The organism is Profundibacter sp., from assembly GCF_965277155.1.
Classification (GTDB): Bacteria; Pseudomonadota; Alphaproteobacteria; order Rhodobacterales; family Rhodobacteraceae; genus Profundibacter.
This window is the reverse complement of record NZ_CBDIBV010000003.1, coordinates 75,349-101,907: the sequence shown is the minus strand read 5'-3', so window position 1 is coordinate 101,907 and position 26,559 is coordinate 75,349. Positions and strand designations below refer to the sequence as shown.

The 26,559-nt window shown below is 56.8% G+C and carries 28 protein-coding genes, 1 tRNA gene and 3 pseudogenes; 23 read left to right on the top strand and 9 right to left on the bottom strand.

What is annotated here, in order from left to right; all coding sequences use genetic code 11:
* The coding region (locus ACQY4M_RS01985; protein WP_428540143.1) for a methylenetetrahydrofolate reductase at nt 1-709 on the bottom strand (709 nt) is incomplete at its 3' end.
* Nucleotides 710-735: 26 nt separating this feature from the next.
* Nucleotides 736-1,032, bottom strand: a complete 297-nt coding sequence (locus ACQY4M_RS01980; protein WP_428540140.1) for a virulence factor — start codon at nt 1,030-1,032, stop codon at nt 736-738.
* A 255-nt stretch (nt 1,033-1,287) separates the two neighbouring features.
* Between ACQY4M_RS01980 and ACQY4M_RS01975 the strand changes: the two genes are divergently transcribed.
* Genes ACQY4M_RS01975 through ACQY4M_RS01965 form a run of 3 tightly spaced genes read left to right on the top strand, consistent with a single transcriptional unit; the run spans nt 1,288 to nt 3,510 of the window.
* Nucleotides 1,288-2,400 carry a Ppx/GppA phosphatase family protein gene (locus ACQY4M_RS01975; RefSeq protein ID WP_428540137.1) on the top strand — a complete coding sequence of 371 codons (1,113 nt, stop codon included), beginning with the start codon at nt 1,288-1,290 and terminating at the stop codon, nt 2,398-2,400.
* Nucleotides 2,400-3,116, top strand: a complete 717-nt coding sequence (locus ACQY4M_RS01970; protein WP_428540134.1) for an RlmE family RNA methyltransferase — start codon at nt 2,400-2,402, stop codon at nt 3,114-3,116. The genes ACQY4M_RS01975 and ACQY4M_RS01970 overlap by 1 nt, the downstream gene beginning before the upstream one ends.
* A 31-nt stretch (nt 3,117-3,147) precedes the next feature.
* The gene (locus ACQY4M_RS01965) at nt 3,148-3,510 is read left to right on the top strand and encodes a YidH family protein (protein WP_428540131.1); all 363 of its coding nucleotides are present in this window, start codon (nt 3,148-3,150) and stop codon (nt 3,508-3,510) included.
* A gap of 182 nt (nt 3,511-3,692) precedes the next feature.
* On the opposite strand, the gene ACQY4M_RS01960 is transcribed toward ACQY4M_RS01965, so the two are convergent.
* Nucleotides 3,693-3,782, bottom strand: a tRNA-Ser gene (locus tag ACQY4M_RS01960).
* 199 nt (nt 3,783-3,981) lie between these two features.
* Between ACQY4M_RS01960 and ACQY4M_RS01955 the strand changes: the two genes are divergently transcribed.
* On the top strand, nt 3,982-4,806 hold the full coding sequence (locus ACQY4M_RS01955; RefSeq protein ID WP_428540128.1) for a DUF2059 domain-containing protein: 825 nt from the start codon (nt 3,982-3,984) through the stop codon (nt 4,804-4,806).
* A gap of 3 nt (nt 4,807-4,809) precedes the next feature.
* On the opposite strand, the gene ACQY4M_RS01950 is transcribed toward ACQY4M_RS01955, so the two are convergent.
* The gene (locus ACQY4M_RS01950) at nt 4,810-5,166 is read right to left on the bottom strand and encodes a hypothetical protein (protein ID WP_428540125.1); all 357 of its coding nucleotides are present in this window, start codon (nt 5,164-5,166) and stop codon (nt 4,810-4,812) included.
* Between the two features lie 192 nt (nt 5,167-5,358).
* Here ACQY4M_RS01950 and rplU point away from each other — a divergent pair, with 192 nt between their 5' ends.
* The 6 genes from rplU to ACQY4M_RS01920 all read left to right on the top strand — a co-directional run bounded on the left by rplU (nt 5,359) and on the right by ACQY4M_RS01920 (nt 10,619).
* Nucleotides 5,359-6,096 carry a 50S ribosomal protein L21 gene (gene rplU, locus ACQY4M_RS01945; RefSeq protein ID WP_428540122.1) on the top strand — a complete coding sequence of 246 codons (738 nt, stop codon included), beginning with the start codon at nt 5,359-5,361 and terminating at the stop codon, nt 6,094-6,096.
* An 11-nt stretch (nt 6,097-6,107) separates the two neighbouring features.
* Complete coding sequence (rpmA, locus tag ACQY4M_RS01940) at nt 6,108-6,377, top strand: 50S ribosomal protein L27 (protein ID WP_428540119.1); 270 nt, start codon at nt 6,108-6,110, stop codon at nt 6,375-6,377.
* A gap of 189 nt (nt 6,378-6,566) precedes the next feature.
* On the top strand, nt 6,567-7,112 hold the full coding sequence (locus ACQY4M_RS01935) for a GNAT family N-acetyltransferase (RefSeq protein WP_428540116.1): 546 nt from the start codon (nt 6,567-6,569) through the stop codon (nt 7,110-7,112).
* A gap of 57 nt (nt 7,113-7,169) precedes the next feature.
* Nucleotides 7,170-8,231: a GTPase ObgE gene (gene obgE, locus ACQY4M_RS01930; RefSeq protein ID WP_428540113.1), complete on the top strand. Its 1,062-nt coding sequence runs from the start codon at nt 7,170-7,172 to the stop codon at nt 8,229-8,231.
* A complete protein-coding gene (gene proB, locus ACQY4M_RS01925) occupies nt 8,219-9,325 on the top strand; it encodes a glutamate 5-kinase (RefSeq protein WP_428540110.1) in 1,107 nt (368 codons plus the stop codon). The genes obgE and proB overlap by 13 nt, the downstream gene beginning before the upstream one ends.
* Nucleotides 9,326-9,371: 46 nt before the next feature.
* Nucleotides 9,372-10,619, top strand: a complete 1,248-nt coding sequence (locus ACQY4M_RS01920) for a glutamate-5-semialdehyde dehydrogenase (RefSeq protein WP_428540107.1) — start codon at nt 9,372-9,374, stop codon at nt 10,617-10,619.
* Between the two features lie 125 nt (nt 10,620-10,744).
* On the opposite strand, the gene ACQY4M_RS01915 is transcribed toward ACQY4M_RS01920, so the two are convergent.
* A complete protein-coding gene (locus ACQY4M_RS01915; protein ID WP_428540104.1) occupies nt 10,745-11,341 on the bottom strand; it encodes a histidine phosphotransferase family protein in 597 nt (198 codons plus the stop codon).
* A 36-nt stretch (nt 11,342-11,377) separates the two neighbouring features.
* Here ACQY4M_RS01915 and ACQY4M_RS01910 point away from each other — a divergent pair.
* The 5 genes and pseudogenes from ACQY4M_RS01910 (at nt 11,378) to ACQY4M_RS01890 (ending at nt 14,518) form a co-directional block, all read left to right on the top strand.
* Nucleotides 11,378-11,549 (top strand): annotated as a pseudogene (locus ACQY4M_RS01910) (DUF3553 domain-containing protein).
* A gap of 138 nt (nt 11,550-11,687) precedes the next feature.
* A complete protein-coding gene (locus ACQY4M_RS01905; RefSeq protein ID WP_428540101.1) occupies nt 11,688-12,467 on the top strand; it encodes a GNAT family N-acetyltransferase in 780 nt (259 codons plus the stop codon).
* A complete protein-coding gene (locus ACQY4M_RS01900; RefSeq protein ID WP_428540098.1) occupies nt 12,464-13,288 on the top strand; it encodes a lysophospholipid acyltransferase family protein in 825 nt (274 codons plus the stop codon). Before ACQY4M_RS01905 ends, ACQY4M_RS01900 begins: the two co-directional genes overlap by 4 nt.
* Nucleotides 13,289-13,340: 52 nt before the next feature.
* Nucleotides 13,341-13,643, top strand: a complete 303-nt coding sequence (locus ACQY4M_RS01895; RefSeq protein ID WP_428540095.1) for a VOC family protein — start codon at nt 13,341-13,343, stop codon at nt 13,641-13,643.
* 218 nt (nt 13,644-13,861) lie between these two features.
* A complete protein-coding gene (locus ACQY4M_RS01890; protein WP_428540092.1) occupies nt 13,862-14,518 on the top strand; it encodes a class I SAM-dependent methyltransferase in 657 nt (218 codons plus the stop codon).
* Nucleotides 14,519-14,520: 2 nt separating this feature from the next.
* Here the strand turns inward: ACQY4M_RS01890 and ACQY4M_RS01885 are convergent, their stop codons facing one another.
* The 3 genes from ACQY4M_RS01885 to ACQY4M_RS01875 are packed head-to-tail and all read right to left on the bottom strand — an operon-like array spanning nt 14,521 to nt 16,598.
* Entirely contained in the window at nt 14,521-15,054 is a 534-nt protein-coding gene (locus tag ACQY4M_RS01885) for a gamma carbonic anhydrase family protein (protein ID WP_428540089.1), read from the bottom strand.
* On the bottom strand, nt 15,051-15,704 hold the full coding sequence (gene gmk / locus ACQY4M_RS01880; protein WP_428540086.1) for a guanylate kinase: 654 nt from the start codon (nt 15,702-15,704) through the stop codon (nt 15,051-15,053). The genes ACQY4M_RS01885 and gmk overlap by 4 nt, the downstream gene beginning before the upstream one ends.
* A gap of 3 nt (nt 15,705-15,707) precedes the next feature.
* The gene (locus ACQY4M_RS01875; protein ID WP_428540083.1) at nt 15,708-16,598 is read right to left on the bottom strand and encodes a YicC/YloC family endoribonuclease; all 891 of its coding nucleotides are present in this window, start codon (nt 16,596-16,598) and stop codon (nt 15,708-15,710) included.
* 161 nt (nt 16,599-16,759) lie between these two features.
* On the opposite strand from ACQY4M_RS01875, the gene ACQY4M_RS01870 reads away from it, so the two are divergent.
* A complete protein-coding gene (locus tag ACQY4M_RS01870) occupies nt 16,760-17,452 on the top strand; it encodes a PAS domain-containing protein (protein ID WP_428540080.1) in 693 nt (230 codons plus the stop codon).
* 4 nt (nt 17,453-17,456) lie between these two features.
* Here ACQY4M_RS01870 and ACQY4M_RS01865 read toward each other — a convergent pair whose 3' ends face one another.
* The gene (locus tag ACQY4M_RS01865; RefSeq protein ID WP_428540077.1) at nt 17,457-18,824 is read right to left on the bottom strand and encodes a class II 3-deoxy-7-phosphoheptulonate synthase; all 1,368 of its coding nucleotides are present in this window, start codon (nt 18,822-18,824) and stop codon (nt 17,457-17,459) included.
* 179 nt (nt 18,825-19,003) lie between these two features.
* Here ACQY4M_RS01865 and ACQY4M_RS01860 point away from each other — a divergent pair, with 179 nt between their 5' ends.
* From ACQY4M_RS01860 to ACQY4M_RS01830, 7 genes and pseudogenes are all read left to right on the top strand, one after another.
* Nucleotides 19,004-20,008 carry a GlxA family transcriptional regulator gene (locus tag ACQY4M_RS01860; protein WP_428540074.1) on the top strand — a complete coding sequence of 335 codons (1,005 nt, stop codon included), beginning with the start codon at nt 19,004-19,006 and terminating at the stop codon, nt 20,006-20,008.
* 220 nt (nt 20,009-20,228) lie between these two features.
* Nucleotides 20,229-21,131: pseudogene (locus tag ACQY4M_RS01855) on the top strand (ABC transporter substrate-binding protein); the annotation flags it as partial.
* A gap of 86 nt (nt 21,132-21,217) precedes the next feature.
* On the top strand, nt 21,218-22,261 hold the full coding sequence (locus ACQY4M_RS01850; RefSeq protein WP_428539227.1) for an IS5 family transposase: 1,044 nt from the start codon (nt 21,218-21,220) through the stop codon (nt 22,259-22,261).
* 160 nt (nt 22,262-22,421) lie between these two features.
* Nucleotides 22,422-23,104, top strand: a pseudogene (locus tag ACQY4M_RS01845) (amino acid ABC transporter ATP-binding protein).
* 66 nt (nt 23,105-23,170) lie between these two features.
* Nucleotides 23,171-24,130 (top strand): dihydrodipicolinate synthase family protein, encoded by a 960-nt coding sequence (locus tag ACQY4M_RS01840; RefSeq protein WP_428540155.1) that lies wholly within the window; start codon nt 23,171-23,173, stop codon nt 24,128-24,130.
* Nucleotides 24,121-25,089, top strand: coding sequence for a proline racemase family protein (locus tag ACQY4M_RS01835; RefSeq protein ID WP_428540071.1), 969 nt, complete (start codon nt 24,121-24,123; stop codon nt 25,087-25,089). Before ACQY4M_RS01840 ends, ACQY4M_RS01835 begins: the two co-directional genes overlap by 10 nt.
* Before the next feature lie 76 nt (nt 25,090-25,165).
* Entirely contained in the window at nt 25,166-26,407 is a 1,242-nt protein-coding gene (locus tag ACQY4M_RS01830; RefSeq protein WP_428540069.1) for an NAD(P)/FAD-dependent oxidoreductase, read from the top strand.
* The last annotated feature ends 152 nt before the right edge of the window (nt 26,408-26,559 follow it).

Sequence of the window (26,559 nt, the reverse complement as noted above, 5' to 3'; positions counted from 1 at the left end):
GGCCAACACCACAGGCGATGGCGAATTTCACCAGCGTTTGCAATTTGGCCGGACCGGCAATGCCCAGATGGATTGGCATGTCGATGCCCGCAGCCCTAAGCGCGTCGGCCCATTCGAGCACCGGCTTTGCCTCGAATAGGAACTGGGTTGTTAGTGCGGTTTTGGCATCGGTCCGGTTCGAAAAATCCTGTTTCCAGCGCAGCGCATCCATCACATTTTTGTCCGATCCGTCCGGATCAATATCGCGATTACCCTCCGGATGGCCGGCAAAATGCAGATTCGTGAAACCGGCCGAATCAAAAAGACCGGTTTCCAGCAGTTGCATGGAATTGTCGAACTCTCCCAGTGGTTTAGATATCCCGCCGGCCAGCAAAAGCGCCTGCGTTACGTCCGCTTCACCCCTATAACGCGAAATCCAGTCAGACAATGTGGCACGGTCTGCAATGATGCGGGCAGGGAAATGCGGCATGACATTAAAGCCTTCTGCTGACAGTCGTGCGGCAGTAGCAACCATGTCTTCAATCGGAGTGCCCTCAAGGTGGGCTATGTAAACGCGGGTGCCTTTGGGCAACAACGCAGTGAAATCCTCGACCTTGGCGGCGGTGCGGGGCATCACCTCGATGGAATAGCCATCCAGAAACGTCTCAAGCTGCGGATTGACGGGCAGGGGGCCTGCCTCGGGTTTTTTTTTGAATTGCAACAGCGCCATTACGGCCTCCTTTATGGAATGCGGACCTAGGCCCATCCGTCATTGGAAATCAGCTGTTTGATCCGCTCGGCGTCGAATTCGGCCTCAAGGCGCGCGGCTTCGTTTGCCGCGATCTGGTCGGCGTCCCCGTCTACAGAGTAGGAGGGCGCACGCCGCCATTCGGCAAGGTAGGCATCCGTTCCGGCAGCCCCCACCTTCATCGCGGCGCGGTCAATCGCCTGTTCGAACCGTTCTGCCAGTTGCACCTTGCTGGCACGCCGTCCCTTGCCCACAATAACCTGGGCCGGAATATCACGCCAGTAAACTATGGTCACATCGGGCATTCGCTGATTCCTTTCACACTCCATCCTTACGCGGGGATGCCACGCCTTCAGGGGCTGTTTTCGACATTCAGGGGCGGCGTTGCGACGCCCGATTGATGTAGCCTGTCTATGCAAGCGGGGCCGAAGGGGCCAGTGCCGGGCGCTATCATAATTCTCATGAAGGTTATGAATGGTGCAAAATTGATCATCTGGCACCTTGCGCAGGCGCTCTGTCGGGTCTACCTTGGGGATAACTTGAAATAGGAGGGCGTGACGATGACGCCCAAGCGTCTGTCCGGTGCGGGCGCGTTCTCCGATGCGGTTGAACCACCCGCGCCAAATACGTCTGATCCGGCGCCGCTTTATGCAGCGCTGGACCTGGGCACAAATAGTTGCCGCATGCTGATTGCCCGACCTGTGGGTAACCAGTTCACTGTGGTCGACAGTTTTTCAAAATCCGTGCAGCTTGGCTCGGGCCTTGAGGCGACGGGAAGGCTTAGTCGTGCATCGATCAAACGCACGGTTCAGGCGCTGCGGATTTGCAAGAAAAAGCTGCAAAATCATAAAGTTACCAACATGCGCCTGGTCGCGACCGAGGCTTGCCGCAGGGCAAAAAACTCGACCGAATTCCACCGTCTGGTGAAGCGTGAAACCGGTTTGACGCTGGAAATTATCGAGCCCGAGGAAGAAGCGCGACTGGCGGTCATTTCCTGCGCACCGCTGGTGTCCAAACGCACCGAACAGTTGCTAGTGGTGGATATTGGCGGTGGTTCGACCGAACTGGTCTGGATCGACATATCCAAAGTGCCACAGCATGATCGCGCAAATTCGATAATGCGGTTGCGCACGGGTTTTTTGCAGGACCAGACGCTGATCGAAAATGCCCGCGTGGTAGACTGGATTTCGGTACCCTTGGGCGTGGCCACCCTGCGTGATATTTTCGATGATGTGGACGATGACACTGCGCGGTTCGCCCTGATGTCCTGTCATTTCGAGGAAAATCTGGCCGAGTTTTCGCCATTCGAAAGCGAACAGGCCAAAAAGGGGTTCCAGATTGTCGGTACATCCGGCACGGTGACCACGGTCGCTGCTTCGCATCTGGGGTTGCGCCGCTATGATCGCAACAAGGTGGACGGGCTGCGCATGACCTCGGGCCAAATTGACGCCGTGGTGCGCGATTACCTATCCTTGGGGCCGGAAGGGCGGCGTAAGGATCCGCGCATCGGGCGCGACCGGCAGGCGCTGATCATGTCGGGCGCCGCAATTTTGCAAGCTTTGCTGCGGGTTTGGCCGACGGATCGTTTGTCAGTTGCTGATCGCGGTTTGCGCGAAGGCCTGCTATATGCACAAATGAGCGCCGACGGGGTGCTGAAAGACGGGATAGACTGATGGCCAAAAGCCCAACAGGAAAAAACAATAGTGGACGCGGGCAACGCGACCTGCGGGTCAAGGTGAAATCGGCGCGCGGGCGCAAGCTGTCCTCCACGCTCTGGCTGGAGCGCCAGTTGAACGATCCATATGTAAAGCGCGCGACCACCGAGGGCTATCGCGGGCGCGCGGCCTTCAAGATCATGGAGCTGGACGACAAATACCGCTTTCTGGTGCCCGGTGCGCGGGTGGTTGATCTGGGCTGTGCCCCCGGTGGCTGGCTTCAGGTTGCAGTGCCACGCATCAATTCGCTGGGCGAACGCAAGGGCAAGGCGGTTGGCCGTCTGATCGGGGTTGACCTGCAACAGGTCGAGCCGGTGCCGGGTGCTGAAATCCATGTGCTGGATTTCATGGCGGACGGCGCCGATGATCTGGTCAAGGGCTGGTTGGGGGGCAAGGCCGATGTGGTGATGTCCGACATGGCCGCCAAGGCGTCAGGCCACAAACAGACCGACCATATGCGCATCATGGCCCTGTGCGAAACCGCCGCCTATTTCGCCTTTGACGTGCTGGAAGAGGGTGGCACATTCATCGCCAAGGTGCTGGCCGGCGGGGCCGAGGGCGATTTGCAAAAGCTGCTGAAGATGAAATTCACCAAGGTGGCGAATGTAAAACCCCCCGCCAGCCGCTCGGACAGTTCCGAGAAATTCGTGGTGGCAACAGGGTTTCGGGGATAATCCCTTGTGAATACAGAACCATAGGGACGGGATGAAAGTTTCAGAACCTGATACAACCGCACTGGCACTGGATCGAACGGTTCTGGCCAATGAACGCACCTTTCAGGCCTGGATCCGTACTGGGCTATCCGCGCTTGCCGCCGGACTGGGCGTTGCAAAGTTCTTGCAGGATGCGATGCCCCTCTGGATGCTTCTGACGATTGCGGTCGTTCTGATTATCCTGAGCATCGCCGCCTTTCTACAGGCATCGTGGCGTTACACACACCTTCATCTTCGCATTGCAGATCTGGATGTGGATGCAACCCCGCTGTGGCTGGTCAAGATGATCAGCTTTATGCTGGCAGGGTGTTCTGTTCTGGCCTTGTTTGGGATATTTCTGGCGGTGTTCCGGTAGGAAACCATCAACGTAAACCCGGCACTTTGGGCCAGCTTTCTTGAAATGGGTATTATATTCGGATGTGGCGGAGTTAGAGGGAGATTATTCGAACCCCGGATGCTTCCATCGTTTCTGCGAAACGACTACCGCCCAACACTTTAATTCGGATGTTTCTGGCGTTTTGCTGCGCAAAAAGCCTGTGGCGGAGAGACAGGGATTCGAACCCTGGGTAGGCTTGCACCCACAACGGTTTTCGAGACCGCCCCGTTCGACCACTCCGGCACCTCTCCGCGTGATTGGCGACTGTTGTCGAACCGTGGCTGTATCTAAGGGCAGGTTGCGATGGACACAATAGAAAAATGGCCTGAATCTGGATTCCTTAATTGGTCATAGCGATTTTGCAATCAGGTTGGGAATACCGGATGGCTTTCAAGTGTCGGGAATTGCCTCTATACACAGGTGGAATGCGAAAACCGACAGGATGGCCAAATGTTGAAGCGTTTTTTCCTGATATTGTTATTTATATCGCTGGCGCCGCTGGCAAATGCACAGGACGGGGCCAAGGTCGAACGTCTGGCCAGCCTGCTGAACCTGCAACCGATGTTCGATGTGATGCGCGACGAGGGCATCACCTACGGCGCCGATCTGGATCGCGAGATGCTGGGCGGAGCAGGGGGCATTGGCTGGCAACGGGCAATAAATGAAATCTATGAACCCGACCGTATCTGGTTAACCTTCCTGCCGGTTTTCAAATCCGAGCTAAAGGACGCGGACATTAACGCGATGATTGCGTTTTTTGAATCAAACCTCGGGGTCAGGATCGCAGCGCTGGAGCTTGAGGCGCGACAGGCCTTGCTGGACAAGACCATCGAAACCGCCAGCAAAGAAAGGTTTCACGCCCTGTCCGAAGACGGTTCAAACCGGATGCGGTTGTTGAACGAATTGGTGGATGCCAATGATCTGGTCGAATTCAATGTCATGTCGGCCCTGAACGCCAGCTATGCCTTTTATACCGGCATGATCGAGGGCCGCACCTTTGATCCGGCGCCCTCGGACGCCGATGTCCTGAAAGAAGTCTGGGCGCAGGAAGAGGAAATCCGGCTGGATTCAACCGAATGGCTCTATTCCTATATGCTGTTGGCTTATGAGCCGCTGAGTGATGATGAATTGCGGGCCTATATCGATTTTTCCGCCAGCAAAGCCGGTCGCGCGCTGAATGCGGCGCTGTTTGCGGCCTATGACGGGGTCACGGTGAATGTGTCCAAAGCGCTGGGGCTGACTGCGGCGCAATTTATGCACGGTGAAGACCTGTAACGCCTAACGCCCGTTGACCATCAGTGCAATCACCAGCTGTTCGCGGGCCTCTGCGGTGTTGGGGCGGTACATTGCAATTTCCTTTTGCAATGTGCGCAACACTTGCGCGCGGTTTGTTGTCTGGATGCGTGCCAGATCAAAGGCCTTGTCCAGCGCCGGACCACCGCCAACGCCAATATCGGTCAGGATTTCAAACTGGTGTGCGTTAACATGATCGGAAACCTTCTTGCGGCGCGCGTTATATGTGGTGTTTTCCACTGCACTGCCCACCGCCATTCCCGGCCACATCAGCGGGTTTCCCAGATGCCCCATATCACAGCCACCCAATGCCAGAACAGCCACTGTCAAAATAATACGCATTTCCCTATATTCCTTTACTCATAACGCTTGACTTATATCCGTATTTCCCAGATAAGCGCGCATCTTGGCAAGGCTTCCCTTGTCAGGTTTATGAAATGACGCCCAAACGGGCGCGCAGTTCGAGGCGCCGATACTGGCAAAACACCCCGACCGGGGCGGCCACAGAACGCGGATGAAATGAAGGAATACCAGATGTTTGCGGTTATGAAAACCGGCGGCAAGCAATACAAGGTTCAGGCAGGCGATGTTCTGCGGATCGAACGTATTGCGGCTGATGCGGGCGAAAAAGTCCAGTTCAACGAAATTCTGATGGTTGGCAACACAATCGGCACACCCACTGTTAAAGGTGCTGGCGTTCAGGCCGATGTGATCGACCAGATCAAAGGCGAAAAGCTGATCCACTTTGTCAAGCGTCGTCGCAAGCATGGCTCCAAGCGCACCAAAGGCCACCGTCAAAAGCTGACTTTGGTCCGGATCACCGAGATCCTGGAAAAAGGCGCTGACAAGTCGGGTGTTAAAGAAGCTGTTGGCACAGGGTCGGTTTCGGCTGCTGCGCTGGCCGCCCTGAAGCCCGCCAGCAACAAGCCTGTTAAGGCTGCACCGGCAAAGAAGGCAAAGGCACCTGCCAAACCGGCCGCAAAACCTGCCAAAGCCAAGGCAGAATCCAAACCGGCTGCAAAACCTGCCGCCAAGCCCGCCAAAAAGGCAGCCGCCAAACCGGCCGCCACGGGTGCTGACGATCTGAAGAAGTTGTCAGGCGTTGGCCCGGCACTGGAAAAGAAGCTGAATGAAAACGGCGTAACCACATTTGCCCAGATCGCGGGCTGGTCTAAAGCCGATATTGCTGATATGGACGGGAAACTGTCGTTCAAAGGCCGTATCGAGCGCGAAGGCTGGGTCGATCAGGCCAAAGAACTGGCTAAAGGCTAAGGAGAGACGAGATGGCACATAAAAAAGCAGGCGGTTCATCCCGCAACGGTCGCGACTCTGCCGGTCGCCGCCTTGGTGTTAAGAAATATGGCGGCGAAGCTGTCATTCCGAGCAACATTATCCTGCGTCAGCGCGGCACAAAGATGTGGCCGGGCGAAGGCGTTGGCATGGGCAAGGACCACACAATCTTTGCAACTGTCGAAGGTCAGGTGACCTTCCACAAAGGCCTTAAACGCCGCACATTTATTTCGGTCCTTCCGGCAACGGAGGTCGCTGAGTAAACCGAAACCTTATGGTAAGAATTTAAAGGGATCGGTGGCAACACCGGTCCTTTTGCTTTTTCGACATTATTGCGCCCAAAAATCGCTCCAGTGTCACAGTAGATTGAAGGCCCGGTGATCATAAGATGTCTTGTAACGGGACATCGCAATCGCCATCTGATCCAGATGCGACCCAAAAGGAGGGCCAGCATGAGACTTGAACAGATTATTAATCAGCCGGTTATTGAAACCGAACGGTTCACCCTGCGCCCATTGCGCAAATCCGATGCCGGATTGCTGGAGCTTTATTCAAGCGACGAGCGCATTGCGCGTTCGACCACCTCGATCCCGCACCCGCTGCCGCCGGGCACCACCGAAGCCTTTATCGCGCGTGTGACAGCCGAGGATCGTCGTGAAGATGTCTGGGTTCTGGATGGCTCGGCCTATGGTCATGCCGAATTACTGGGCGTAATTGGGTTGACCTGTATTGAACGCGGTCAGGCCGAAATCGGCTACTGGATTGCTCCGGCGTTCTGGAACACCGGTTATGCCTCCGAGGCCGTCAATGCCTTGATCAAAGCCAACCCCAAGGGCTGCAATACAATCTTTGCCGAGGTGTTTCAGGACAACCCCGCATCGGCCCGTGTTCTGACCAACGCAGGGTTCGAATATATCGGGGATGCCGAAAGCTATTCGGTGGCGCGTGACGCAACCGTGGCGACATGGACATACCTTAAGAAGATGGACGAGGCTTGAGGCCGGACGCTTTCTGTTCTATCGCCTAGATAGACAATCATTTAGGGCCGCAAACCAATGAAATTCCTCGATCTTGCCAAAGTATACATTCGCTCGGGCGGCGGCGGCGGCGGCTGTGTGTCGTTCCGGCGTGAAAAATACATCGAATATGGTGGCCCGAACGGTGGTGATGGCGGGCGTGGCGGTGATGTCTGGGCCGAAGGTGTGGAAGGGCTGAATACGCTGATCGATTTTCGCTATCAGCAGCATTTCTTTGCCAAAAACGGCCATCCCGGCATGGGTGCACAACGCACCGGTGCCGATGGCGACGATATTATTCTGCGGGTGCCCGTGGGCTGTGAAATTCTGGACGAAGATGAAGAAACCGTCATCGCCGACATCACCGAGGTTGGCCAACGTGTATTGCTTGCCAAGGGCGGCAATGGCGGCTTTGGCAACCTGCACTTCAAATCCCCCACCAACCGCGCCCCGCGCCGCGCCAATCCGGGGCAGGAAGGGGTTGAACGCACCCTGTGGCTGCGCCTGAAACTGATTGCCGATGCGGGCCTGCTGGGCATGCCCAACGCCGGTAAATCCACCTTTCTGGCCGCGACATCCAATGCGCGGCCCAAGATCGCCGATTACCCCTTCACAACGCTGCACCCCAATCTGGGCGTGGTCGGGGTGGATAATGCCGAATTCGTGATGGCCGATATTCCGGGCCTGATTGCCGGTGCCTCTGAAGGGCGCGGCATTGGCGATCGGTTCCTTGGCCATGTTGAACGTTGCTCGGTTCTGCTGCATCTGGTGGATGCCACCAGCGAAGACGTGGCCGAAGATTACCGCGTGATCATCAACGAGTTGGAGCAATACGGCGGCCATCTGGCCGACAAGCCCCGCGTGACCGCACTGAATAAAATCGACGCGCTGGATGATGAAGAACGCACCGAAAAACGCGCCGAGCTGGAGGCCGCTGTGGGTGGCCCCGTCTTTATGATGTCGGGCGTGTCTGGCGAAGGGCTGATCGACGTTTTGCGTGCGGTTCGGGCCGAGATCACCGAAGGCAAGCTGCGGATCAAAAAGGCCGAGGCGGCCGAGTTGGAGGACGACAGCGGGGAGGAAGCCGAATGGCATCCCTGACCCACGCCAAACGTCTGGTGATCAAGATCGGGTCCGCCCTGCTGGTGGACCGCGATACGGGCGATTTGCGCGGCGACTGGTTGCATTCATTGGCTCAGGACGTGGCATGGCTGCGCGGGCAGGGGGCGGATGTTATTTTGGTTTCCTCTGGCTCAATCGCGCTTGGGCGCGGGGTGCTGGGTCTGCCCGTGACCGAACTGGCGCTGGAACAATCCCAGGCCGCCGCCGCCGTTGGCCAGATCCGGCTGGCCCGCGCTTACGAGGAAGAACTGGCCCCCCACGGCATCACCACCGCGCAGGTGCTGGTGACGCTGGAAGACAGCGCAAACCGCCGCCGCTACCTGAATTCCCGCGCCACATTGGAGCAGTTGCTGTCGCTGGGCGTGGTGCCGATCGTCAATGAAAACGACACCATCGCCACCGACGAAATCCGCTATGGCGACAATGACCGGCTGGCGGCGCAGGTGGCGGTGACGGTGGGGGCAGACTCGCTTGTTCTGCTCTCGGATGTGGACGGGTTTTACAGCGCCAACCCTTCGCAAGACGTGGATGCCAAACGCTATGAGGTGATCAAACAGATTACGCCTGAAATCGAAGCAATGGCGGGGGATGCCGGGTCCGGCCTGTCCAAGGGCGGGATGAAAACCAAGCTGATGGCCGCGAAAACCGCGATGGCGGCAGGTTGCGCGATGGCAATCTGCAACGGCTTTGCGATGCGTCCGCTCACCGCGCTGGAAAACGGCGCAAATGCCACATGGTTTACCCCTGTGGACGATCCGCAAACCGCCCGCAAACGCTGGATCGGCGCGATGAAACCCAAGGGCACGGTAACGATTGATGCCGGTGCCGCCCGCGCGCTGGCACGTGGCAATTCGCTACTGCCTGCCGGTGTGACGGCTGTGTCGGGCGATTTTGGCCGTGGTGATCCGCTGACCATCCTTGGCCCCGATGCTGCGCCGCTGGGGGCAGGCCTATCGCGCTATACCGCGAAAGAGGCGCAATTGATCAAGGGGTGCCGGTCCGACGAGATCGAGAAGATCCTTGGCTACGAGCCACGCACCGCCCTGATCCACCGTGATGATATGGTATTGTAATTGTTTCTTTTTCGCCCAAATATCCCCGCCGGAGGCATAGAATCTAATGAGTGATGAAATCAAAACCATGATGGCCGATCTGGGTGCGCGTGCCAAAGCGGCCTCGGCTAAGCTGGGGTTTGCCAGTAGCGAAGCAAAACAGGCGGCGCTTGAATCTGCGGCGGATGCGATTATTGCCAATACGGATGATATTCTGGCGGCCAATGAACTGGAAATGGCCTATGGCCGCGACAAGGGGCTGACAGCGGCGATGCTGGACCGGCTGATGCTGGATCAAAACCGGATCAACGCGATGGCGGCGGGCTTGCGCACGGTGGCGGCGCAAAAGGATCCGGTGGGCGATGTGATTGCCGAATGGGACATGCCGTCGGGCCTGCACATCAAACGGGTGCGCACGCCTTTGGGGGTGATTGGCGTGATCTATGAAAGCCGCCCGAATGTAACGGCGGACGCGGGTGCCTTGTGCCTGAAGGCGGGCAACGCGGTGATCCTGCGCGGTGGCTCGGAAAGCTTCCATTCCTCGGGCGCGATCCATGCCTGTCTGGTGCAGGGGCTAAAGGCCGCCGGTTTGCCCGAAGACGCCATCCAGCGAGTGCCGACACGGGATCGGGCGGCGGTGCAGGAAATGCTGACCATGACCGATACCATCGACGTGATCGTGCCGCGCGGCGGCAAGGGGCTGGTCGGGCTGGTGCAACGCGAGGCCCGCGTGCCGGTGTTTGCCCATCTTGAAGGCATTGTGCATGTCTATATTGATGCCTCGGCCGACCCTGAAAAGACCCGCAAAGTGGTGCTGAATGCCAAGACGCGGCGCACCGGTATTTGCGGCGCGGCCGAATGTTTGCTGGTGCATCGGGATGCCGTAGAACTGGGGCAGCAGGTGATTGATGATCTGATGGCGGCGGGGATCGAGGTGCGGGCCGGTGCAGGGTTGCAGGGCAGTAAGCCCGCAACCGAGGATGATTTTGGCATGGAATACCTGGATTCAATCATTGCCGCCAAACTGGTGGATGATATTGACGCGGCGATTGCCCACATCCGTGAATTTGGCAGCAACCATACCGATGCCATCATGGCCGAGGATGCAAGCGCCGCCGCGCGGTTTTTCGAGCGGCTGGACAGTGCGATTTTAATGCACAATGCCTCGACCCAATTTGCCGATGGCGGTGAATTCGGCATGGGGGCGGAGATTGGCATAGCCACGGGTAAAATGCACGCCCGCGGGCCGGTCGGGGCCGAGCAGCTGACCAGTTTCAAGTATATCGTGACCGGGGACGGGGCGGTGCGCGCCTAGAGCGTGTCGGCGAATTCGATTTGGTGCGGGTTTGCGCCGCCTGACGGTGTTGCCCCGCGCGCCCCTGACGGGGCGCGTTGCCTCCGGCGGAGGTATTTAGGGAAAGAAGAAGGGCGCGGGCGGGGTTAGAAGGACAGGGCAATCGTGCCTTCGCGCAGGTCAGTTTTCAGGGCGCGGCCTGCCTGTTGAACCGCATCGGGAACCAGCGCAAAATGAACGTCGGACGGAGATAGATCAACTTTGTTGATCGGTGAAACCAGCATTTCCCATTTCTGCGGATCAATATTCATCTTGTCAGCCGTGCAGGCCAGCCGCCAGCCATCCGGCCCCTGACGCACCTTGACGGTGCCGCCAAAAGCCATTGCGCTTTCAAAACACTGGATCAGCAAAAAGGCCAGCTTTACCTCGGAACGGGGCAGGCTGTTTTCGCTGTTCCAATCATATTGCACCCGACCGGCCGCCCCCATATCGCGCAGGATCGAAGTGATTTCGGACAGGCCGACCATGGCCCCCGAACCTGCCGCGCCAAACGCGATGCGGAAAAAACGGATGCGGGCATTGGCGCTGGCCACGCTTTCGCTGATCAGTGCCATTTCCGGCCCGTCTACTGATCCCGCCATGCCCAGCAGTTCAACCCCGTTGCCAATCGCCCCCAGTGGGCTGATAAGATCGTGACAGATACGCGAGCCGATCAGGGCGGCGATGGTGCTTTGTGTGTTCATGGTCTAACTTCCTGTCCTGCGAAAGGGGGCGTCCTTATGAATGAATTACTGGAACCGGGCATGTTGGTGAAACACCCGACCCGGCCCGAGTGGGGCCTTGGGCAGGTACTAATCACAGATAAATGGTAAAATAACCGTTAATTTCGAACATGCGGGCAAGGTTGTTATTATCGGGAGCGAGATTGAACTCATGCTGGTGGATCCTTGAGGTTCTTGCATGGCGGGTTGTGGTTTACGCTAACACAGCTTTGGCGCGAGTCAATCGCTGTGCGGGCAACCTGTTGCTATTTCAGGGCGCAATTCGTAGAAGTTGGGCCAGTGTTTGGACGCCGGATGTGATGGGTAAATGACCTTCGAAGATACGAAATTCGAATTGCGCCTTGCACAGTCCAGGGCCGATCTGCGCGCCGCCCAGCGGCTGCGTTATGAAGTGTTCATCAAAGAACTGGGCGGCGATGGCCCGCTGGTGGATCATGACGCGCGGCTGGAACAAGACGAATTTGACAATTTTTTCGACCATCTGATGCTGATCGACAAAACCCAGCCAGAAGATTCGGACCGGCATGTTGTCGGGGTTTACCGGCTGTTGCGCGGGGATATGGCCCAAAAGGCGGGGCGGTTTTATTCCGAGGATGAATATGATCTGAGCGCGATCAAATCCAGCGGGCGCAGCCTGATGGAACTGGGCCGGTCCTGCGTACATCCCGATTATCGCGGCAGTAAGGCGATGTATTTATTGTGGAGTGGTCTGGGCGCTTATGTGTTGGATCACGGGATCGAAGTGATGTTCGGGGTGGCCAGTTTTCACGGCACAGATATCAATGCCATTGCCGAGCCGCTGGCCTGTTTACATCACTTTCACCTTGCGCCTGAAGATATGCGGGTACAGGTGCTGGCACCGCATTTCCAGACTATGGATTTGATGCCTGCCGACCAGATTGACCAACGCCGCGCCACCCGTGCCATGCCGACATTGATCAAAGCCTACCTGCGGCTGGGCGGTTATGTAGGGGAAGGGGCGTTTATTGACCACAGTTTCAACACCACCGACGTGTTTTTGCTAATGGATACGCAGAATATCAGCGAAAAGAACCGCACGCTCTATACCAGGGGGCGGCGCGGATGAGCGGGATGTGGTACCCCGAAGAGGCCGAGGTGCCCTATAAGGTGACGCCGATGGGCTGGGTTCGGGTGGTGCTGCGGGTGGTGCCGATGCTGCTGGTTATTCTGGTCGGGTTGGCGGTGTTGCTGCTGCTGCGTCTGGTTGAGCGGCCATTGTTCGGGGCAAAGCGGCCAATCACGCCCTATATCACCCAGTTTGTTTGTAAATCAGCCCTGTTTATCATGGGGTTGCGCCTGATTGTTACAGGGGACCGGATGCAGCAAAAGGGGGCCGTGGTGGCCAATCATGCGTCCTGGCTGGATATTTTTACTCTGAATGCGGCGAAACGCATTTATTTCGTTGCCAAATCCGAGGTCGCCGGTTGGCCGCTGATCGGTTGGCTGGCGCGGGCCACCGGCACTGTGTTTATTGCCCGTCGTCCGCAGGATGCGAAAATCCAATTGCAAATCTTCGAGGACCGGTTGAAGGCAGGCCATAAACTGTTGTTTTTCCCCGAAGGCACATCGACAGACGGATTGCGGGTTATTCCTTTTAAATCAACGCTGTTTCAGGCGTTCTTTGTGCCGGAATTGCGCGATATTATGCATATTCAGCCGGTGACGGTGAAATACACCGCCCCTGAAGGCGAAGAAGAACGGTTTTACGGCTGGTGGGGCGATATGGAACTGGCCCCGCATCTGCTGAAAACGCTTTCGGTGCGGCGCAATGGCTCGGTCGAGGTGATCTATCATCCGCCGGTCAGGGTGTCGGATTTTGACGGGCGCAAGGCGCTGGCGAAATATTGCGAGGATGTGGTGCGTTCGGGGTTTGGACATGGTGGATGACCGGAAAACGCCTGCGGGTACGGTTTCATTTCTGGTTCTTTATGCAGGGGATATGTCCGAAACCGTGGCGTTTTACACGGCCTTGGGGTTGGCGTTTCAAAGCGAACAACACGGCACGGGACCAAAGCACTACTGTTGCCAACTGGACGCCTTGGCGCTGGAAATCTATCCGTCCAAGGGCGGCGATATCAACGGATCGGTAATGGTTGGCATCAAGGCTGACGATCTGGACAGTCTAAAATTGCCGCTGAATAACATAGTCGCCCAAACTGCACCTTTTGGGGACGGGCGCCGCGTGATTGTCACAGATCCTGATGGCAGGAATGTTTTTGTGTTCGAGGCGGGACAAGCCTGATTTCCATTTTAAGAATTCGTTTCTAAGTCTTTGTATTAGCTTGTAGAAAGACTGCTGCAGGCTCGTCTTTGGCCACGCCTTAATTACCCCGAATGGATAGCCACTATCATTTTGGTAACTTCTTCCGAAAAGAAACCTTGCAACCTATGTGTCGCGTTGTTGGCCTGTGTGAGGGCCGTTTGCCACCGAGGCAAAGTAATTAAGGATGCGTAAACCCAATGCTTAGAACTCTTTCGACATTTCCGGCTTTGGCGCTGTTGATCACCAATGCGCCTGCTTTGTTTGATCGCCTGTACCGGTATGAATGGTATAGATCCCCATTAAACGACTGGCTTGATGCGCTGAAGGTCGGGGAAAATGCCAAAATGCTGGAATTGGGATGCGGCCCGGGTAATTTTGCCCGTGATATTGCATCAAAAGGCATTGATGTAACCGCGATGGACCGATCCTCAAAGATGATCAAAAAGGCTGCCAGCAGGAAGGGGGCGGTTGAATTTCTGGTCGGGGATGCGACACAAACAGGGCTTGGGGTGGGCCAGTTTGATTATGTATTATCGGCCTCACTGATCAATGTCGTGCCGGATAGCAAACATCTGTTAACCGAAGTGGCACGTGTGTTAAGGCCCGGCGGCATGGCCTCGGTCCTGTTTCCGACGCCGGAATTTGACGGGGCACATGCGGAACGGATAATCGCGGATTACGGATGCGGATTTTTCGCGGCAGGGGCATTGCGGTTGTGGGCAAGCAAAGCGCGCAAACTGGATCCGCAGGAGGTCTGCGACAGTTTCGAGGACTGCGGGTTCGCGCCATCCAGTGTCAGTTCATTTCTGGATGGTGGCCTTGCAGCGGTTACCGGCAAAAACAAATCCGCCTAAACCTATTCCTGAACCACCGTCAAACCATCCCGAAACCGGCGCATGTTTTCCTGATAGTGCAGGGCGCTGGCTTTCAGTCCGGCAATAGCGGTTTCATCCAGTTCGCGCACCACTTTGCCCGGTGCCCCCATCACCAGTGATCCATCGGGAATTTCCTTGCCCTCGGTAATCAGCGCGCCGGCGCCGATCAGGCAATTCTTGCCAATCCGCGCCCCATTCAGCACCGTGGCCCCCATGCCGATCAGGGAATTGCTGCCGATGGTGCAACCGTGCAGCATTGCCTTGTGGCCGATGGTGCAATTCGCACCAATGGTCAGGGCATAGCCAGGGTCGGTGTGCAAAATGCAGTTTTCCTGAATATTGCTGCCAGCCCCGACAAAGATCAGTTCGTTGTCGCCGCGCAGGGTGCAGCCGAACCAGACAGACGTGGCGGTTTGCAGCACCACATTGCCGATGATGTTGGCATCAGGCGCGACCCAGTAGTCGTCCTCGCTGGGCAGGGTGGGGGATTTACCGTCGATTGCATATAGGGTCATTGGCGGTCCTCGAATTCCTTGTTCAACGCGCGGATATGGTTCATCAGCCAGGGTTGCTGGCTTTTGCGCATCCGTTCGGCCTGAATGATGGTTTTCAGCCGGTCTTCGGTTTCATCCAGATTATCATTGACCAGCACATAGTCGTATTCGTCCCAATGGCTGATTTCATCGCGGCTTTTCTGCATCCGTGTGGCGATCACCTCGTCACTGTCCTGCGCGCGGGTGTGCAGGCGGCGCTCCAGTTCCGCAATCGAGGGCGGCAGAATGAAAATCGACAACACATGTTTGCCAAGCGAGGACGCGCGCACCTGCTGGCCGCCTTGCCAGTCGATGTCAAACAGCACATCGCGTCCTTCGTTGATGGCGCGTTCCACCGGCCCCTTGGGCGAGCCGTAGAAATTGCCGAATACTTCGGCGTGCTCCAGCATATCGCCGCTGTCCACCATCGCCGTGAATTCGTCGTGGGATTTGAAATAGTAATCCTTGCCGTCCACTTCGCCCGGGCGTGGCGGACGGGTGGTGGCGGATACAGAAAAGCCGATACCGGGGTCCCATTTGATCAGCCGTCTGGACAGTGTCGATTTCCCCGCACCCGAGGGCGAGGACAGGATGATCAGTAACCCGCGCCGGTTATCTGTGCCGTTGCTCATCGTTCACTCCACATTCTGCACCTGTTCGCGCATCTGGTCGATCACCGCCTTCAGGTCCAGCCCGATCCGCGTCAGGTCAACCGATTGCGATTTGGAGCACAGGGTATTTGCCTCGCGCATGAATTCCTGCATCAGGAAATCCAGTTTGCGCCCGACGGGGCCGGATTTGCCCATCAGATCACGGGCGGCATCCACATGGGCGCGCAGGCGGTCCAGTTCTTCCATCACGTCCGATTTAACCGCCAGCATCGCCAATTCCTGCGCCACGCTATCCGGATCGGCGCCATCGGTGTTGTCCAGCACACGGGCCAGATTTTCGTGCAGGGTTTTGGCCACATCATCGCGGCGGGCCTCGGCGGCTGTGGTGGCCTGTTTGGTCAGGACCTCGATCTGGTCGATCTGCTCATGGATCACTTTGTCCAGCGCGGCCCCTTCCGTGCGGCGCATGGCGGTGAAATCCGTTAGCAGCGGCGGCAGGTCGTCCAGCAGGGCCGCCAGCAGGGGGCCTGTGTCGTCCTGCACCACGGATGTATCAATCACCCCGCGTTGGGCCAGCACATCGGCAGCGGTGCAATGCACCAGCGTCAAGCCGCTATCGGCCGCTGCATCCTCGATCCGTGACAAGGCTTGCAAAACGCGCGCCAGTTGCGACTCGCTCAGGTTCAGCGGTGCCGATCCTTCGTCGCGCTGCACCCGCAGGGTCAGGTTGATATTGCCGCGCCCCACCGATTTGGCGACCAGTTTGCGCACCGCCTGTTCCAGACCGTCCACCCAATCGGGCACCCGCAGGCGGATATCCAGCCCCTTGGCATTGACGCTGCGGACCTCCCAAGCCCATGTAAACCCGTCGCTTTCGCCATTTCGGGCGGCGAACCCTGTCATTGAAGTGATCATCGGCAGTTAACCATTTAACAATTTTATCCCCGCAATTTTAGACAAACCGTGGCATATTAACCTGGCGGTAAGCATTGTGAGCATAGGGTTAACAGAGACATAACCCTGCCACAACAATGACGATCCGCGATTTAGGTATCATTTGGCACGGGGTGTGTATCATGGGTAAATTCAGGGGTGGCCGCAAGGTGATTTCAATGTTGGGATTCAGGGAACAGGTGCGTTTCCTTGAGATAAAGCAGGTCGAGGCCTATTGGGAGGGCTTACGCATGGGTCGTCTGGTCCCTTTGCGCAGTGAAATCGACCCGCGCGGGATTGAACGGGCGCTGGAATATACCTTTATTCTTGAACGCATTGCCCCCGGTCTGGGGCGGTTTCGGTTGTCGGGGATGCATCTGAACGATCTGTTGGGCATGGAAGTGCGCGGCATGCCGTTTACATCCTTTTTCACCCCCGCAGCACGCAATACAGTGACGGATGCGCTGGAAATGGTGTTTGACGGCCCGCAAGTGGCTGAACTGACGCTAACGGCGGAAAAAGGCATCGGCAGACCGGCAATGGATGCCAAGGTGATCCTGCTGCCCCTGCGCAGTGATCTGGGCGATGTGACGCGCGTATTGGGGGCCTTGGTGACGGACGGACAGATTGGCCGTTCCCCGCGCCGGTTTGATGTGACCGATGTGCAGATGAAGGCGCTGGAACGGGGCCATGCGCCCGCAACGCTGGCAGAACCTGCGCCGGTTAATACACCAGTAGAAGGGTTTGCCGAAGGGCAGGCGCCTTACACGGCCCCCAACGAAAAAGGGCCGGATGAAAAACACCCGACCCTTCGTTTGGTTGTCTCCAACGATTAGACCCTTAAACCGCTTCGGCCTGTTTGCTTTGACGCAGGTCCGACAGTTCTTCGGCCACCAGAAACGCCAGTTCCAGCGATTGGCTGGCATTCAGGCGCGGATCACAGGCGGTGTGGTAGCGGGCCGACAGATCTTCGTCGGTCACAGCACGCACGCCGCCGGTGCATTCGGTGACATCCTGTCCGGTCATTTCGAAATGGACACCACCCGGGACCGTTCCCTCGGCCTTGTGGATCGAAAAGAACTCGCGAACTTCACGCAGCACGGAATCAAACGGGCGGGTTTTATAGCCCGAGGCCGATTTGATCGTGTTGCCGTGCATCGGGTCACAGGTCCACAGCACATTTGCACCTTCTTCCTGAACCGTCTTGATCAGACGGGGCAGGTGGTCGCCCACGTTGCCAGCACCAAAACGGGTGATCAGGGTCAAACGGCCCGCCTCGTTTTCGGGGTTCAGTTTGTTAAGCAGAACCTTCAGATCTTCGGTGGTCATGGTTGGCCCGCATTTCATGCCGATCGGGTTTTGCACCCCTTGCAGGAATTCCACATGCGCCCCGTCGGGTTGACGGGTGCGATCCCCGATCCACAGGAAGTGGCCGGAACCGGCAACCGGCAGACCGGTGGTGCTGTCGATCCGGCACAGGGCTTCTTCGTATTCCAGCAACAGGGCCTCGTGGCTGGTATAAAAATTGACCGTCTGCAAGGTATGGGCACGATTGCTGTCCACACCGGCCGCCTTCATGAAATCCAGCGTGTCGGAAATCCGTTGTGCCATTTCACGGTATTTCGCGGCGTTTTCACCACGGGTAAATCCCATCGTCCAGGAATGCACCTGATGCACATCGGCATACCCGCCTGTCGAAAACGCCCGCACAAGGTTGAGCGATGCGGCAGCCTGCGTATAGGCCTGCAACATCTTCTTCGGGTTCGGGATGCGCGCCTCGGCGGTGAAGGGCAGATCGTTGATGATGTCGCCGCGGTAGCTGGGCAATTCCACCCCGTCCACGGTTTCGGTCGGGGCCGAGCGCGGCTTGGCGAACTGGCCGGCCATACGGCCAACTTTGACCACCGGCACCTTGGCGCCATAGGTCAGCACCATCGCCATTTGCAGCATCACCTTGAAGGTGTCGCGAATGGTATCGGCTGAAAACTCGGCAAAGCTTTCGGCACAATCGCCGCCTTGCAGCAAAAACGCGCGCCCCTCGGCGGCATCGGCAAGGGCGGATTTCAGGCGCCGGGCCTCGCCTGCAAAGACGAGCGGCGGATATTTGGCAAGCTGAGCTTCTACAGCATTCAGCGTGGTCTCGTCCGTATACTCGGGCATCTGTACCCGCGGTTTGTTCCGCCAGTCAGATTTTTGCCAATTTGTCATCGTCTTTGCTCCAGAAAATAAGTGTCAAGAAGGCAAAGTATAATCATGAATGGCCCCAGTGCCAACAGGGGAAATGACTGCGTTGTGGCAGAAGAATTTTTCATGGGTGATATGGTTTTGCTTGATCGGAATTCACAAACCTGTTTCGGTAATTTGACCACTTGTTAAGGACGCCGCAAATGGATGTGAGTCGCCAGATCGTCGACATTGAAAACGAGCCGAAAAAGCCGCATCGTTTTGTGTTTGCCCTACTTGACAGGTTTACCCTGATCAGTTTTGCCAGCGCTGTTGAAACGCTGCGGCTGGCCAACCGGATGTCGGGCCGAAGCCTGTATGAAACTGTGTTGATCGGGGAAAACGGGGAATTTGGGACAAGTTCTTCTGATGTTATGATCAAGTTGGACAGCGGCTTTATTGAAACCAACCGCGACGACACGATTGTTTTGTGCGGCGGGCTGGATGTGCAAAAGGCCACCACCAAACCGGTGCTGAACTGGCTGCGGCGCGAGGCGCGGCGTGGAGTGAAGATCGCTGGGTTGTGCACAGCATCCTACACTTTGGCGCGGGCAGGGCTGCTCGATGGCAAGCGTGCCACAATCCATTGGGAAAATCAGGACAGTTTCGCCGAGGATTTCGACGAAATTGAGCTGACCAAAAAGGTATTCGTGATAGACGGTAACCGCTATTCGGCGGCAGGGGGGACGGCCTCGATTGATCTGTTCCTGACTTTGATTGCCAATGAACACGGCGAGGAATTGGCAAATGCAGTGGCGGATCAGCTGATCTATTCCTCGATCCGCACAGACCGCGACACGCAACGCCTGTCCATCCCCACGCGCATCGGTGTGCGCCACCCGAAACTGGCCACCGTGATCAAAATGATGGAGGGCAATCTGGAAGAGCCGATTTCCCCCTCGATACTGGCGCGCGATGTCGGCATGTCCACACGCCAGCTGGAGCGGCTGTTTAGGCGCTATCTGAACCGCTCGCCCAAACGTTATTACATGGAGCTTCGCCTGCAAAAGGCCCGCAACCTGTTGATGCAAACCGATATGAGCGTGATAAACGTGGCGCTGGCCTGTGGCTTTGCCAGCCCGTCGCATTTCTCGAAATGTTATCGTGCCCATTACAACACCACGCCTTATCGCGAACGCGGCGCGCAAGGGTCGCGCGAGCAAGGGTAGCGATTCCCGAAAGGATAATTGCGGTCAAACCCTGTGGTTTGATCCAAGTCAATATTTGCACGAAACATGCAGGAATATACCGGATATTTGGTAGGGCAAGCCCAATAATCCCTCATTGAAGCCCATTAACCCCGTGATTTGCGGCTCTAATTACTTTTCTTTTGGTCAAAGGCCGAATAGGTTCAAGGCCGGAAATAAAGTTCTAACATGGGAGAAGAACATGAAAAAGCTGCTACTGGCGACTGCCGCCACCGCATTGTTTGCGGGTGTTGCATCTGCTGAAGAAGTCAAGATCGGTGTGATCCTTGGCTTTACCGGCCCGATTGAATCGCTGACACCGCATATGGCTGCCGGTGCCGAACTGGCAATGAAAGAAGTCTCGGATTCAGGTCTGCTGCTGGGTGGTTCCACAGTTACATCTGTTCGCGCTGACTCGACTTGTGTTGACTCGGCTGCTGCAACGGCTGCTGCCGAACGTCTGGTCACCTCGGATGGCGTCAAGGCCATCATGGGTGCTGACTGTTCCGGCGTTACAGGTGCGATCCTGTCGAATGTTGCTGTGCCAAACGGCATCGTGATGATTTCGCCCTCTGCCACATCGCCCGCGCTGTCGACAGCCGAAGACAACGGTCTGTTCTTCCGCACAGCCCCGTCTGACGCGCGTCAAGGTGTTGTGATGAGCGACATCCTGATCGGTCAGGGTATCAAATCGGTTGCGCTGACATACACCAACAACGACTACGGCAAAGGTTTGGCCGACGCGTTCCAAAGCGCCTATGAGGCAGCTGGCGGCACCATCACCATTTCCGCCGCCCATGAAGACGGCAAGGCCGACTATTCGGCTGAAGTTGGCGCGCTGGCAGCAGCCGGCGGCGATCGTCTGGTTGTTGCAGGTTATATCGACCAGGGTGGGGCCGGCATCGTTCGCGCCGCACTGGACACCGGCGCGTTTGACACGTTCCACTTCCCTGACGGGATGATCGGTTCGGCGCTGGAAGAAAACTTTGGCGCGGACATCAACGGCTCGACCGGCCAGCATCCGGGCACAGACAGCCCGGGTGCCGCCAAATACGAGGCCATGGTAAATGGCGCGTTTGAAGCAACTTCGCCGTTTTCACCTGAGGGAACCTCTAAAAATCCCCCAAAATCCGGCCTGACGGGGTAGAATCGTCATCAGGATGAAAATGATTCGACCGACGGGGTTTTGTCATGGGTCAGATGGGATTTTTTGATCTTTCCAGCCGATACGCGGGACTGGACAAATCTGGTGATCCGCTGGTGTTGCTCAACGACATGGTGCCGTTCGAGGATTACCGGGACGAGCTGAAGGCCATATGGCGCACGCCGCCCGAACAGCGCAAATCCAACGCTGGCCGCCCGCCTTGGGATGAGGTGCTGATATTCAAGACGATGGTTTTGCAGCAGCTCTACAACCTCTCTGACGATCAGATCGAGTATCAGATCCGCGACCGCCTGTCGTTCATGCGGTTTCTCGGCCTTGGCATTGAAGACAGCGTACCTGACGCCAAGACCATCTGGGCCTACCGTGAAAGGCTGGCCGGGGCCGGGAAGATGAAGGAGCTGTTTGACAAGTTCGATGCCTTTCTGCGCGAAAAGGGCTATCTGGCGATGGGCGGGCAGATTGTTGATGCGAGCATCGTTCCGGCGCCGCGCCAGCACAACAAAAGGGACGAGAACGAGAAAATCAAGGCGGGCGAAACGCCTGAAGAGTGGGAGGAAAAACCCCACAAGAAGCGCCAGAAGGACGTGGATGCGCGCTGGACGAAGAAGCACGGCAAGAGCTATTACGGCTACAAGAACCACATCAATGTCGACCGGCGGCACAAATTCATCCGCGCTTATGATGTCACCGATGCCGCCGTGCATGACAGCCAGGCGCTTGCCGGTCTGATTGATGCGAGCAACACCTCATCGGACCTGTGGGCCGACAGCGCCTATCGCTCGCAAAAGATCGAAAGCGAGCTGGAAGAGCGGGGGCTTCACAGCCATATCCATCACAAGGGCAGGCGCGGCAAGCCGCTTGGCGAGCGCCAGCAAAAGGCCAACCGGAGGCGCTCGAAAGTGCGGGTCCGGGTCGAGCATGTATTCGCTTTTCAGGAGCGCTCCATGGGCGGCAAGCTGATCCGCTCCATCGGCCTGAAGCGGGCGCGATTTCGCATCGGGATGATGAACCTGGTCTACAACATGAAGCGCTTCGTCCAGTTCGAATGCGGCCTGGCGGCGCCGGGATAAGGGTTCATGGGGTGAGGTGTGCCTGAAATACCCAAAACCGGCTTGAAACCGGTGAAAATGGGTTTATGATCCGAAGCAATCAGGCGGGACAGGCGAAAAACCGTCCACCCCGCCGCGAAGAAGGCGAAAACGGGAATTTACAGAGGTTCCCTATGGTAAATTGCATGTTCTTAAAGGCATCGACCTTGATGTGCAGAAAGGTGAGGTCCTTTCGGTTATCGGGGCCTCGGGTTCAGGCAAATCCACCCTTTTATACTGCATTAATGGCCTTGAGGGGATTCAGGAGGGTTCCGTGCAAGTGGATTCAATCGAGGTCCACGCAAAGTCAAAAACCTGAACAATCTTCGGCAAAATATGGGAATGGTATTCCAGCAATGGAACAGCTTTCCACATCTGACCGCGTTGGAAAACGTGGCCCTCGCACCAAAGATCGTCAAAGGTAAATCCAGGGCAGAAGCGCGTGACATCGCAGCCAAACAGCTTGAGCATGTCGGCCTTGCTGACAAGTTGGATGTATACCCCAGCGCTCTTTCCGGCGGGCAACAACAGCGCCTTGCCATTGCCCGCGCATTGGCGATGGAACCAGAATACATGCTGTTTGACGAGGCAACATCGGCCCTTGATCCAGAGTTGGTCGGCGAGGTTCTCGACACCATGCGTCTGCTTGCCGAAGAAGGTATGACCATGATTTGCGTCACCCATGAAATGGGATTTTCCCGTGATGTCTCTGATCGGGTGGCCTTTTTCCGCGAAGGCATAATGGAAGAAATCGGGCCGCCGTCGCAGATATTCGGCGATGCACAATCCGAACACACCCGCAAATTTCTGGCAAACGTTCGTTAACAGAACAAGGTGATGCGGCTGGTTGAAGCCATAGGCGCATCCAATACTTACTCAATGGAGAAAACAATGAACTCTAACGTTTTTACTGGCACAATGCCGGCCATGATGACCCCGTGTAATGCGGATCGCACCCCGGATTACGACGCGCTCGTAAAAAAGGGAAAAGAGATGATCGATGCGGGTATGTCCGCTGTTGTCTATTGCGGTTCGATGGGCGACTGGCCTTTGTTGACAGACCAGCAGCGCATGGAGGGTGTAGAACGCCTTGTCAAAGCTGGTCTGCCGGTGGTCGTCGGCACGGGGGCGATCAACAGCAAATCTGCAGTGGCCCATGCCGCACATGCCCAGAAAGTTGGCGCTGCCGGCCTGATGGTCATACCGCGCGTCTTGTCACGCGGTTCGTCGGCCGTTGCCCAGAAAAACCACTTCAAAGCAATTCTTGATGCGGCGCCGGATGTGCCCGCAATCATCTATAATAGCCCGGTTTATGGGTTCGCAACCCGCGCCGATTTGTTCTTTGCGCTACGTTCCGAGCACCCGAATCTGATTGGTTTCAAAGAGTTCGGTGGCGCAGAAGATCTTCGCTATGCGGCGGAAGAAATCACATCGCAGGACGAACAGGTTACGCTGATGGTCGGTGTTGACACGCAGGTCTATCATGGTTTTGTCAACTGCGGCGCAACGGGCTCGATCACCGGCATTGGCGCGGCCCTGCCGAAGGTGGCATTGCTGTTGGCGAGTCTGTCGCAAATGGCTTCCAAAGGCCATGTTGAGGCGCGTGCGCGCGCGCTGGAACTCGAAGAAGCCCTAACGGTTCTTTCCAGCTTTGATGAAGGAACGGATCTTGTTTTATTCTACAAATACCTTCTCGTCCTGAATGGCGAAGATGAATACCGCCTGCATTTCAACGAAACCGATGTTCTGAGTGATGCGCAGCGCAACTATTGCGAAATTCAGTACAACCTGTTTCATGCCTGGTTTGCCGATTGGGTAAAGCAAGGCGGGGTCATTGCAGAATGCATGTAATTGACAGCCACACCGGCGGTGAGCCCACCCGGGTGATCCTTGATGGTGGCCCCGATCTCGGGTCCGGGCCGTTGGCTGACCGCGCTGGGCGGCTGGCCCGCGATCATGTGTCGTTCTACCGCTCGATCATGTGCGAGCCACGTGGCCAGACAGCGATGGTTGGCGCACTGCTGGTAGAACCGGTGGACCCCGGTTGTGTCGCGGGAGTGATTTATTTCGACGCGGGTGCCGTATTGGGTATGTGCGGCCACGGCACTATGGGTTTGGCGGTAACGCTGGCCCGTCTGGGCCGGATCGGAACGGGCACGCACCGCTTTGAAACCCCTGTGGGCGTGGTCAGTATCGAGCTATCTGACGCCAACACCGTCACCGTGACCAACATTGAAAGCCGCTGTGTCCGGCAAGGGGTTGCGCTTGAAGTAGAAGGGATGGGCACAATCACCGGCGATCTGGCTTATGGTGGCAACTGGTTCTTCATCGTCGACCCTAGTCCGATCCCCGTCACGAAGGACAATATTCGCGAATTGACCGATGCCGCCATCGCCGTACGCGAGGCCGTGATTTCGGCCGGCATTCGCGGCGAGAATGGCGAGCCTGTGGATCATGTGATCTTTCAAGGCACATCGCCGAACAAAGGGGTGCACAGCCGCAATTTTGTGCTCTGCCCTGATGACACCTATGACCGGTCCCCCTGCGGCACCGGCAGTTCCGCGCGTCTGGCTTGTCTTGCCGCTGATGGCTGCCTGTCCCCAGGGAAAGAAATTGTGCAGGAAAGCGTGATTGGTAGCTCCTACCGCCTGTCATATCACCCCGGCCATAATGGCGGCGTTATCCCGAAAATCACCGGTCAGGCATTCGTTATGTCCGAAAGCAAATTGATCTTTGCTGAGCATGATCCGCTCAAAAGCGGCATCCCGCTATCAGAAGGCAGCCAGCACCCGGACCAGCAAGGGTCATGATGATTTTACCTGACGCAGTTCGGTTTTCTTTCCTGTGGGAAGTCCCCTCGGCACTTGTAGCTCCGCGGGAGATGCCATGACGCAGCGCGATATCATTGTTATTGGTGCCGGGATCATCGGAATCAGCACGGCACTTGCATTGCAGGCAAGTGGTTTTTCGGTTCGCATCCTTGACCGAAAAGGCGTGGCGGCCGAGGCGTCTCAGGGCAATGCAGGGGCGTTTGCCTTTACCGATATCGTGCCGCTGGCCACGCCGGGCATTATGCTCAAGGCACCAAAATGGCTGCTGGATCCGATGGGGCCGCTTTCTGTGCCTCCCTCTTATGCCTTGAAAATCGCACCGTGGATGTTGCGATTCTGGCGCGCGAGCTGGCGCGACAGGTATGACGCAACCATCACGGCGCAGGCGCAGCTGATGAAGCTGTCCCGAGCGGCTCTTGAACGTCAAATTCAAATGGTCAGCGGCGAGGAGATGATGCAACGTGATGGCCAGCTTCAGCTTTACGAGGGCGAGCGGGAATATGCGGCAAGCCTTCCCGGGTGGGAGCTGCGGCGCCAACACGGCGTTGAGTTTGAACTTTTGGAAAGCCCGCAAAAGATTGCCGAGATCCAACCTGGTCTTGATCTGCGGTTCACCCATGCGAGCTTTACGCCAAAATGGATGAACACCTGCGATCCGGCACGCTGGACCGAACATTTGGCACGGAATTTTGTTGCGCGGGGCGGCACAATTGACATTGATGAAGTCAAATCCCTGTCTCAAGAGCAGGGTCAGGTTCTTTTGACAACCACCAGCGGGAAGCAACATGCCAGGCAGGTTGTTGTCGCTGCCGGGGCATGGTCGCACCGCCTTGCCAAAACCCTTGGCGATAAAATTCCGCTGGAGACTGAACGCGGCTATAACACGACGCTACCTGCCGGGGCGTTTGACCTTAGAACGCATCTGACCTTTGGCGGCCATGGATTTGTTGTCTCGAAAATATCGGGGGGGGTTCGTGTTGGCGGTGCTGTTGAGTTGGGTGGGTTGACCCTTGCCCCGAATTACAAACGCGCTGATATATTGCTGAAAAAAGCGGTACAGTTTCTACCAGAACTGAACACACAAGGTGGTCAGCAATGGATGGGGTTCCGGCCGTCAACGCCCGATAGCCTGCCGGTCATCAGCTACGCCTCCAACACCCGAAATGTCATTTATGCCTTTGGCCATGGCCATTTGGGGATGACACAGGCCGCCGGGACAGCAGAACTTGTCACTTCACTGGCAAATGGAAATGAGGCGACGATGTCCCTTGACGCCTTCTCGGCAAGCAGATTTTGACAGGTGCGTTCATGAACCGTTTCCTCATGGCAATTCAACAGTCTGGATAATAGATACAATAGTTTTGGGCAACGTCCAACTGTATCTCTTTCAGGTGTTTTTCGAATTCTAATTGAAAAGCAAAGGCATGATGATGTATGTATCCAAAATAC

Excerpts from the sequence above, each read along its gene's own strand:
- ACQY4M_RS01840 (WP_428540155.1), top strand. The coding sequence starts at position 23,171 with ATGAACTCTAACGTTTTTACTGGCACAATGCCGGCCATGATGACCCCG.
- ACQY4M_RS01915 (WP_428540104.1), bottom strand. The coding sequence starts at position 11,341 with ATGAACACACAAAGCACCATCGCCGCCCTGATCGGCTCGCGTATCTGT.
- ACQY4M_RS01875 (WP_428540083.1), bottom strand. The coding sequence starts at position 16,598 with ATGATCACTTCAATGACAGGGTTCGCCGCCCGAAATGGCGAAAGCGAC.
- ACQY4M_RS01850 (WP_428539227.1), top strand. The coding sequence starts at position 21,218 with ATGGGTCAGATGGGATTTTTTGATCTTTCCAGCCGATACGCGGGACTG.
- ACQY4M_RS01970 (WP_428540134.1), top strand. The coding sequence starts at position 2,400 with ATGGCCAAAAGCCCAACAGGAAAAAACAATAGTGGACGCGGGCAACGC.
- ACQY4M_RS01920 (WP_428540107.1), top strand. The coding sequence starts at position 9,372 with ATGAGTGATGAAATCAAAACCATGATGGCCGATCTGGGTGCGCGTGCC.
- rplU (WP_428540122.1), top strand. The coding sequence starts at position 5,359 with ATGTTTGCGGTTATGAAAACCGGCGGCAAGCAATACAAGGTTCAGGCA.
- ACQY4M_RS01975 (WP_428540137.1), top strand. The coding sequence starts at position 1,288 with ATGACGCCCAAGCGTCTGTCCGGTGCGGGCGCGTTCTCCGATGCGGTT.
- gmk (WP_428540086.1), bottom strand. The coding sequence starts at position 15,704 with ATGAGCAACGGCACAGATAACCGGCGCGGGTTACTGATCATCCTGTCC.
- ACQY4M_RS01980 (WP_428540140.1), bottom strand. The coding sequence starts at position 1,032 with ATGCCCGATGTGACCATAGTTTACTGGCGTGATATTCCGGCCCAGGTT.
- ACQY4M_RS01900 (WP_428540098.1), top strand. The coding sequence starts at position 12,464 with ATGAGCGGGATGTGGTACCCCGAAGAGGCCGAGGTGCCCTATAAGGTG.
- rpmA (WP_428540119.1), top strand. The coding sequence starts at position 6,108 with ATGGCACATAAAAAAGCAGGCGGTTCATCCCGCAACGGTCGCGACTCT.
- ACQY4M_RS01935 (WP_428540116.1), top strand. The coding sequence starts at position 6,567 with ATGAGACTTGAACAGATTATTAATCAGCCGGTTATTGAAACCGAACGG.
- proB (WP_428540110.1), top strand. The coding sequence starts at position 8,219 with ATGGCATCCCTGACCCACGCCAAACGTCTGGTGATCAAGATCGGGTCC.
- ACQY4M_RS01955 (WP_428540128.1), top strand. The coding sequence starts at position 3,982 with ATGTTGAAGCGTTTTTTCCTGATATTGTTATTTATATCGCTGGCGCCG.
- obgE (WP_428540113.1), top strand. The coding sequence starts at position 7,170 with ATGAAATTCCTCGATCTTGCCAAAGTATACATTCGCTCGGGCGGCGGC.
- ACQY4M_RS01885 (WP_428540089.1), bottom strand. The coding sequence starts at position 15,054 with ATGACCCTATATGCAATCGACGGTAAATCCCCCACCCTGCCCAGCGAG.
- ACQY4M_RS01870 (WP_428540080.1), top strand. The coding sequence starts at position 16,760 with ATGGGTAAATTCAGGGGTGGCCGCAAGGTGATTTCAATGTTGGGATTC.
- ACQY4M_RS01895 (WP_428540095.1), top strand. The coding sequence starts at position 13,341 with ATGTCCGAAACCGTGGCGTTTTACACGGCCTTGGGGTTGGCGTTTCAA.
- ACQY4M_RS01950 (WP_428540125.1), bottom strand. The coding sequence starts at position 5,166 with ATGCGTATTATTTTGACAGTGGCTGTTCTGGCATTGGGTGGCTGTGAT.
- ACQY4M_RS01905 (WP_428540101.1), top strand. The coding sequence starts at position 11,688 with ATGACCTTCGAAGATACGAAATTCGAATTGCGCCTTGCACAGTCCAGG.
- ACQY4M_RS01865 (WP_428540077.1), bottom strand. The coding sequence starts at position 18,824 with ATGACAAATTGGCAAAAATCTGACTGGCGGAACAAACCGCGGGTACAG.
- ACQY4M_RS01890 (WP_428540092.1), top strand. The coding sequence starts at position 13,862 with ATGCTTAGAACTCTTTCGACATTTCCGGCTTTGGCGCTGTTGATCACC.
- ACQY4M_RS01830 (WP_428540069.1), top strand. The coding sequence starts at position 25,166 with ATGACGCAGCGCGATATCATTGTTATTGGTGCCGGGATCATCGGAATC.
- ACQY4M_RS01860 (WP_428540074.1), top strand. The coding sequence starts at position 19,004 with ATGGATGTGAGTCGCCAGATCGTCGACATTGAAAACGAGCCGAAAAAG.
- ACQY4M_RS01965 (WP_428540131.1), top strand. The coding sequence starts at position 3,148 with ATGAAAGTTTCAGAACCTGATACAACCGCACTGGCACTGGATCGAACG.
- ACQY4M_RS01835 (WP_428540071.1), top strand. The coding sequence starts at position 24,121 with ATGCATGTAATTGACAGCCACACCGGCGGTGAGCCCACCCGGGTGATC.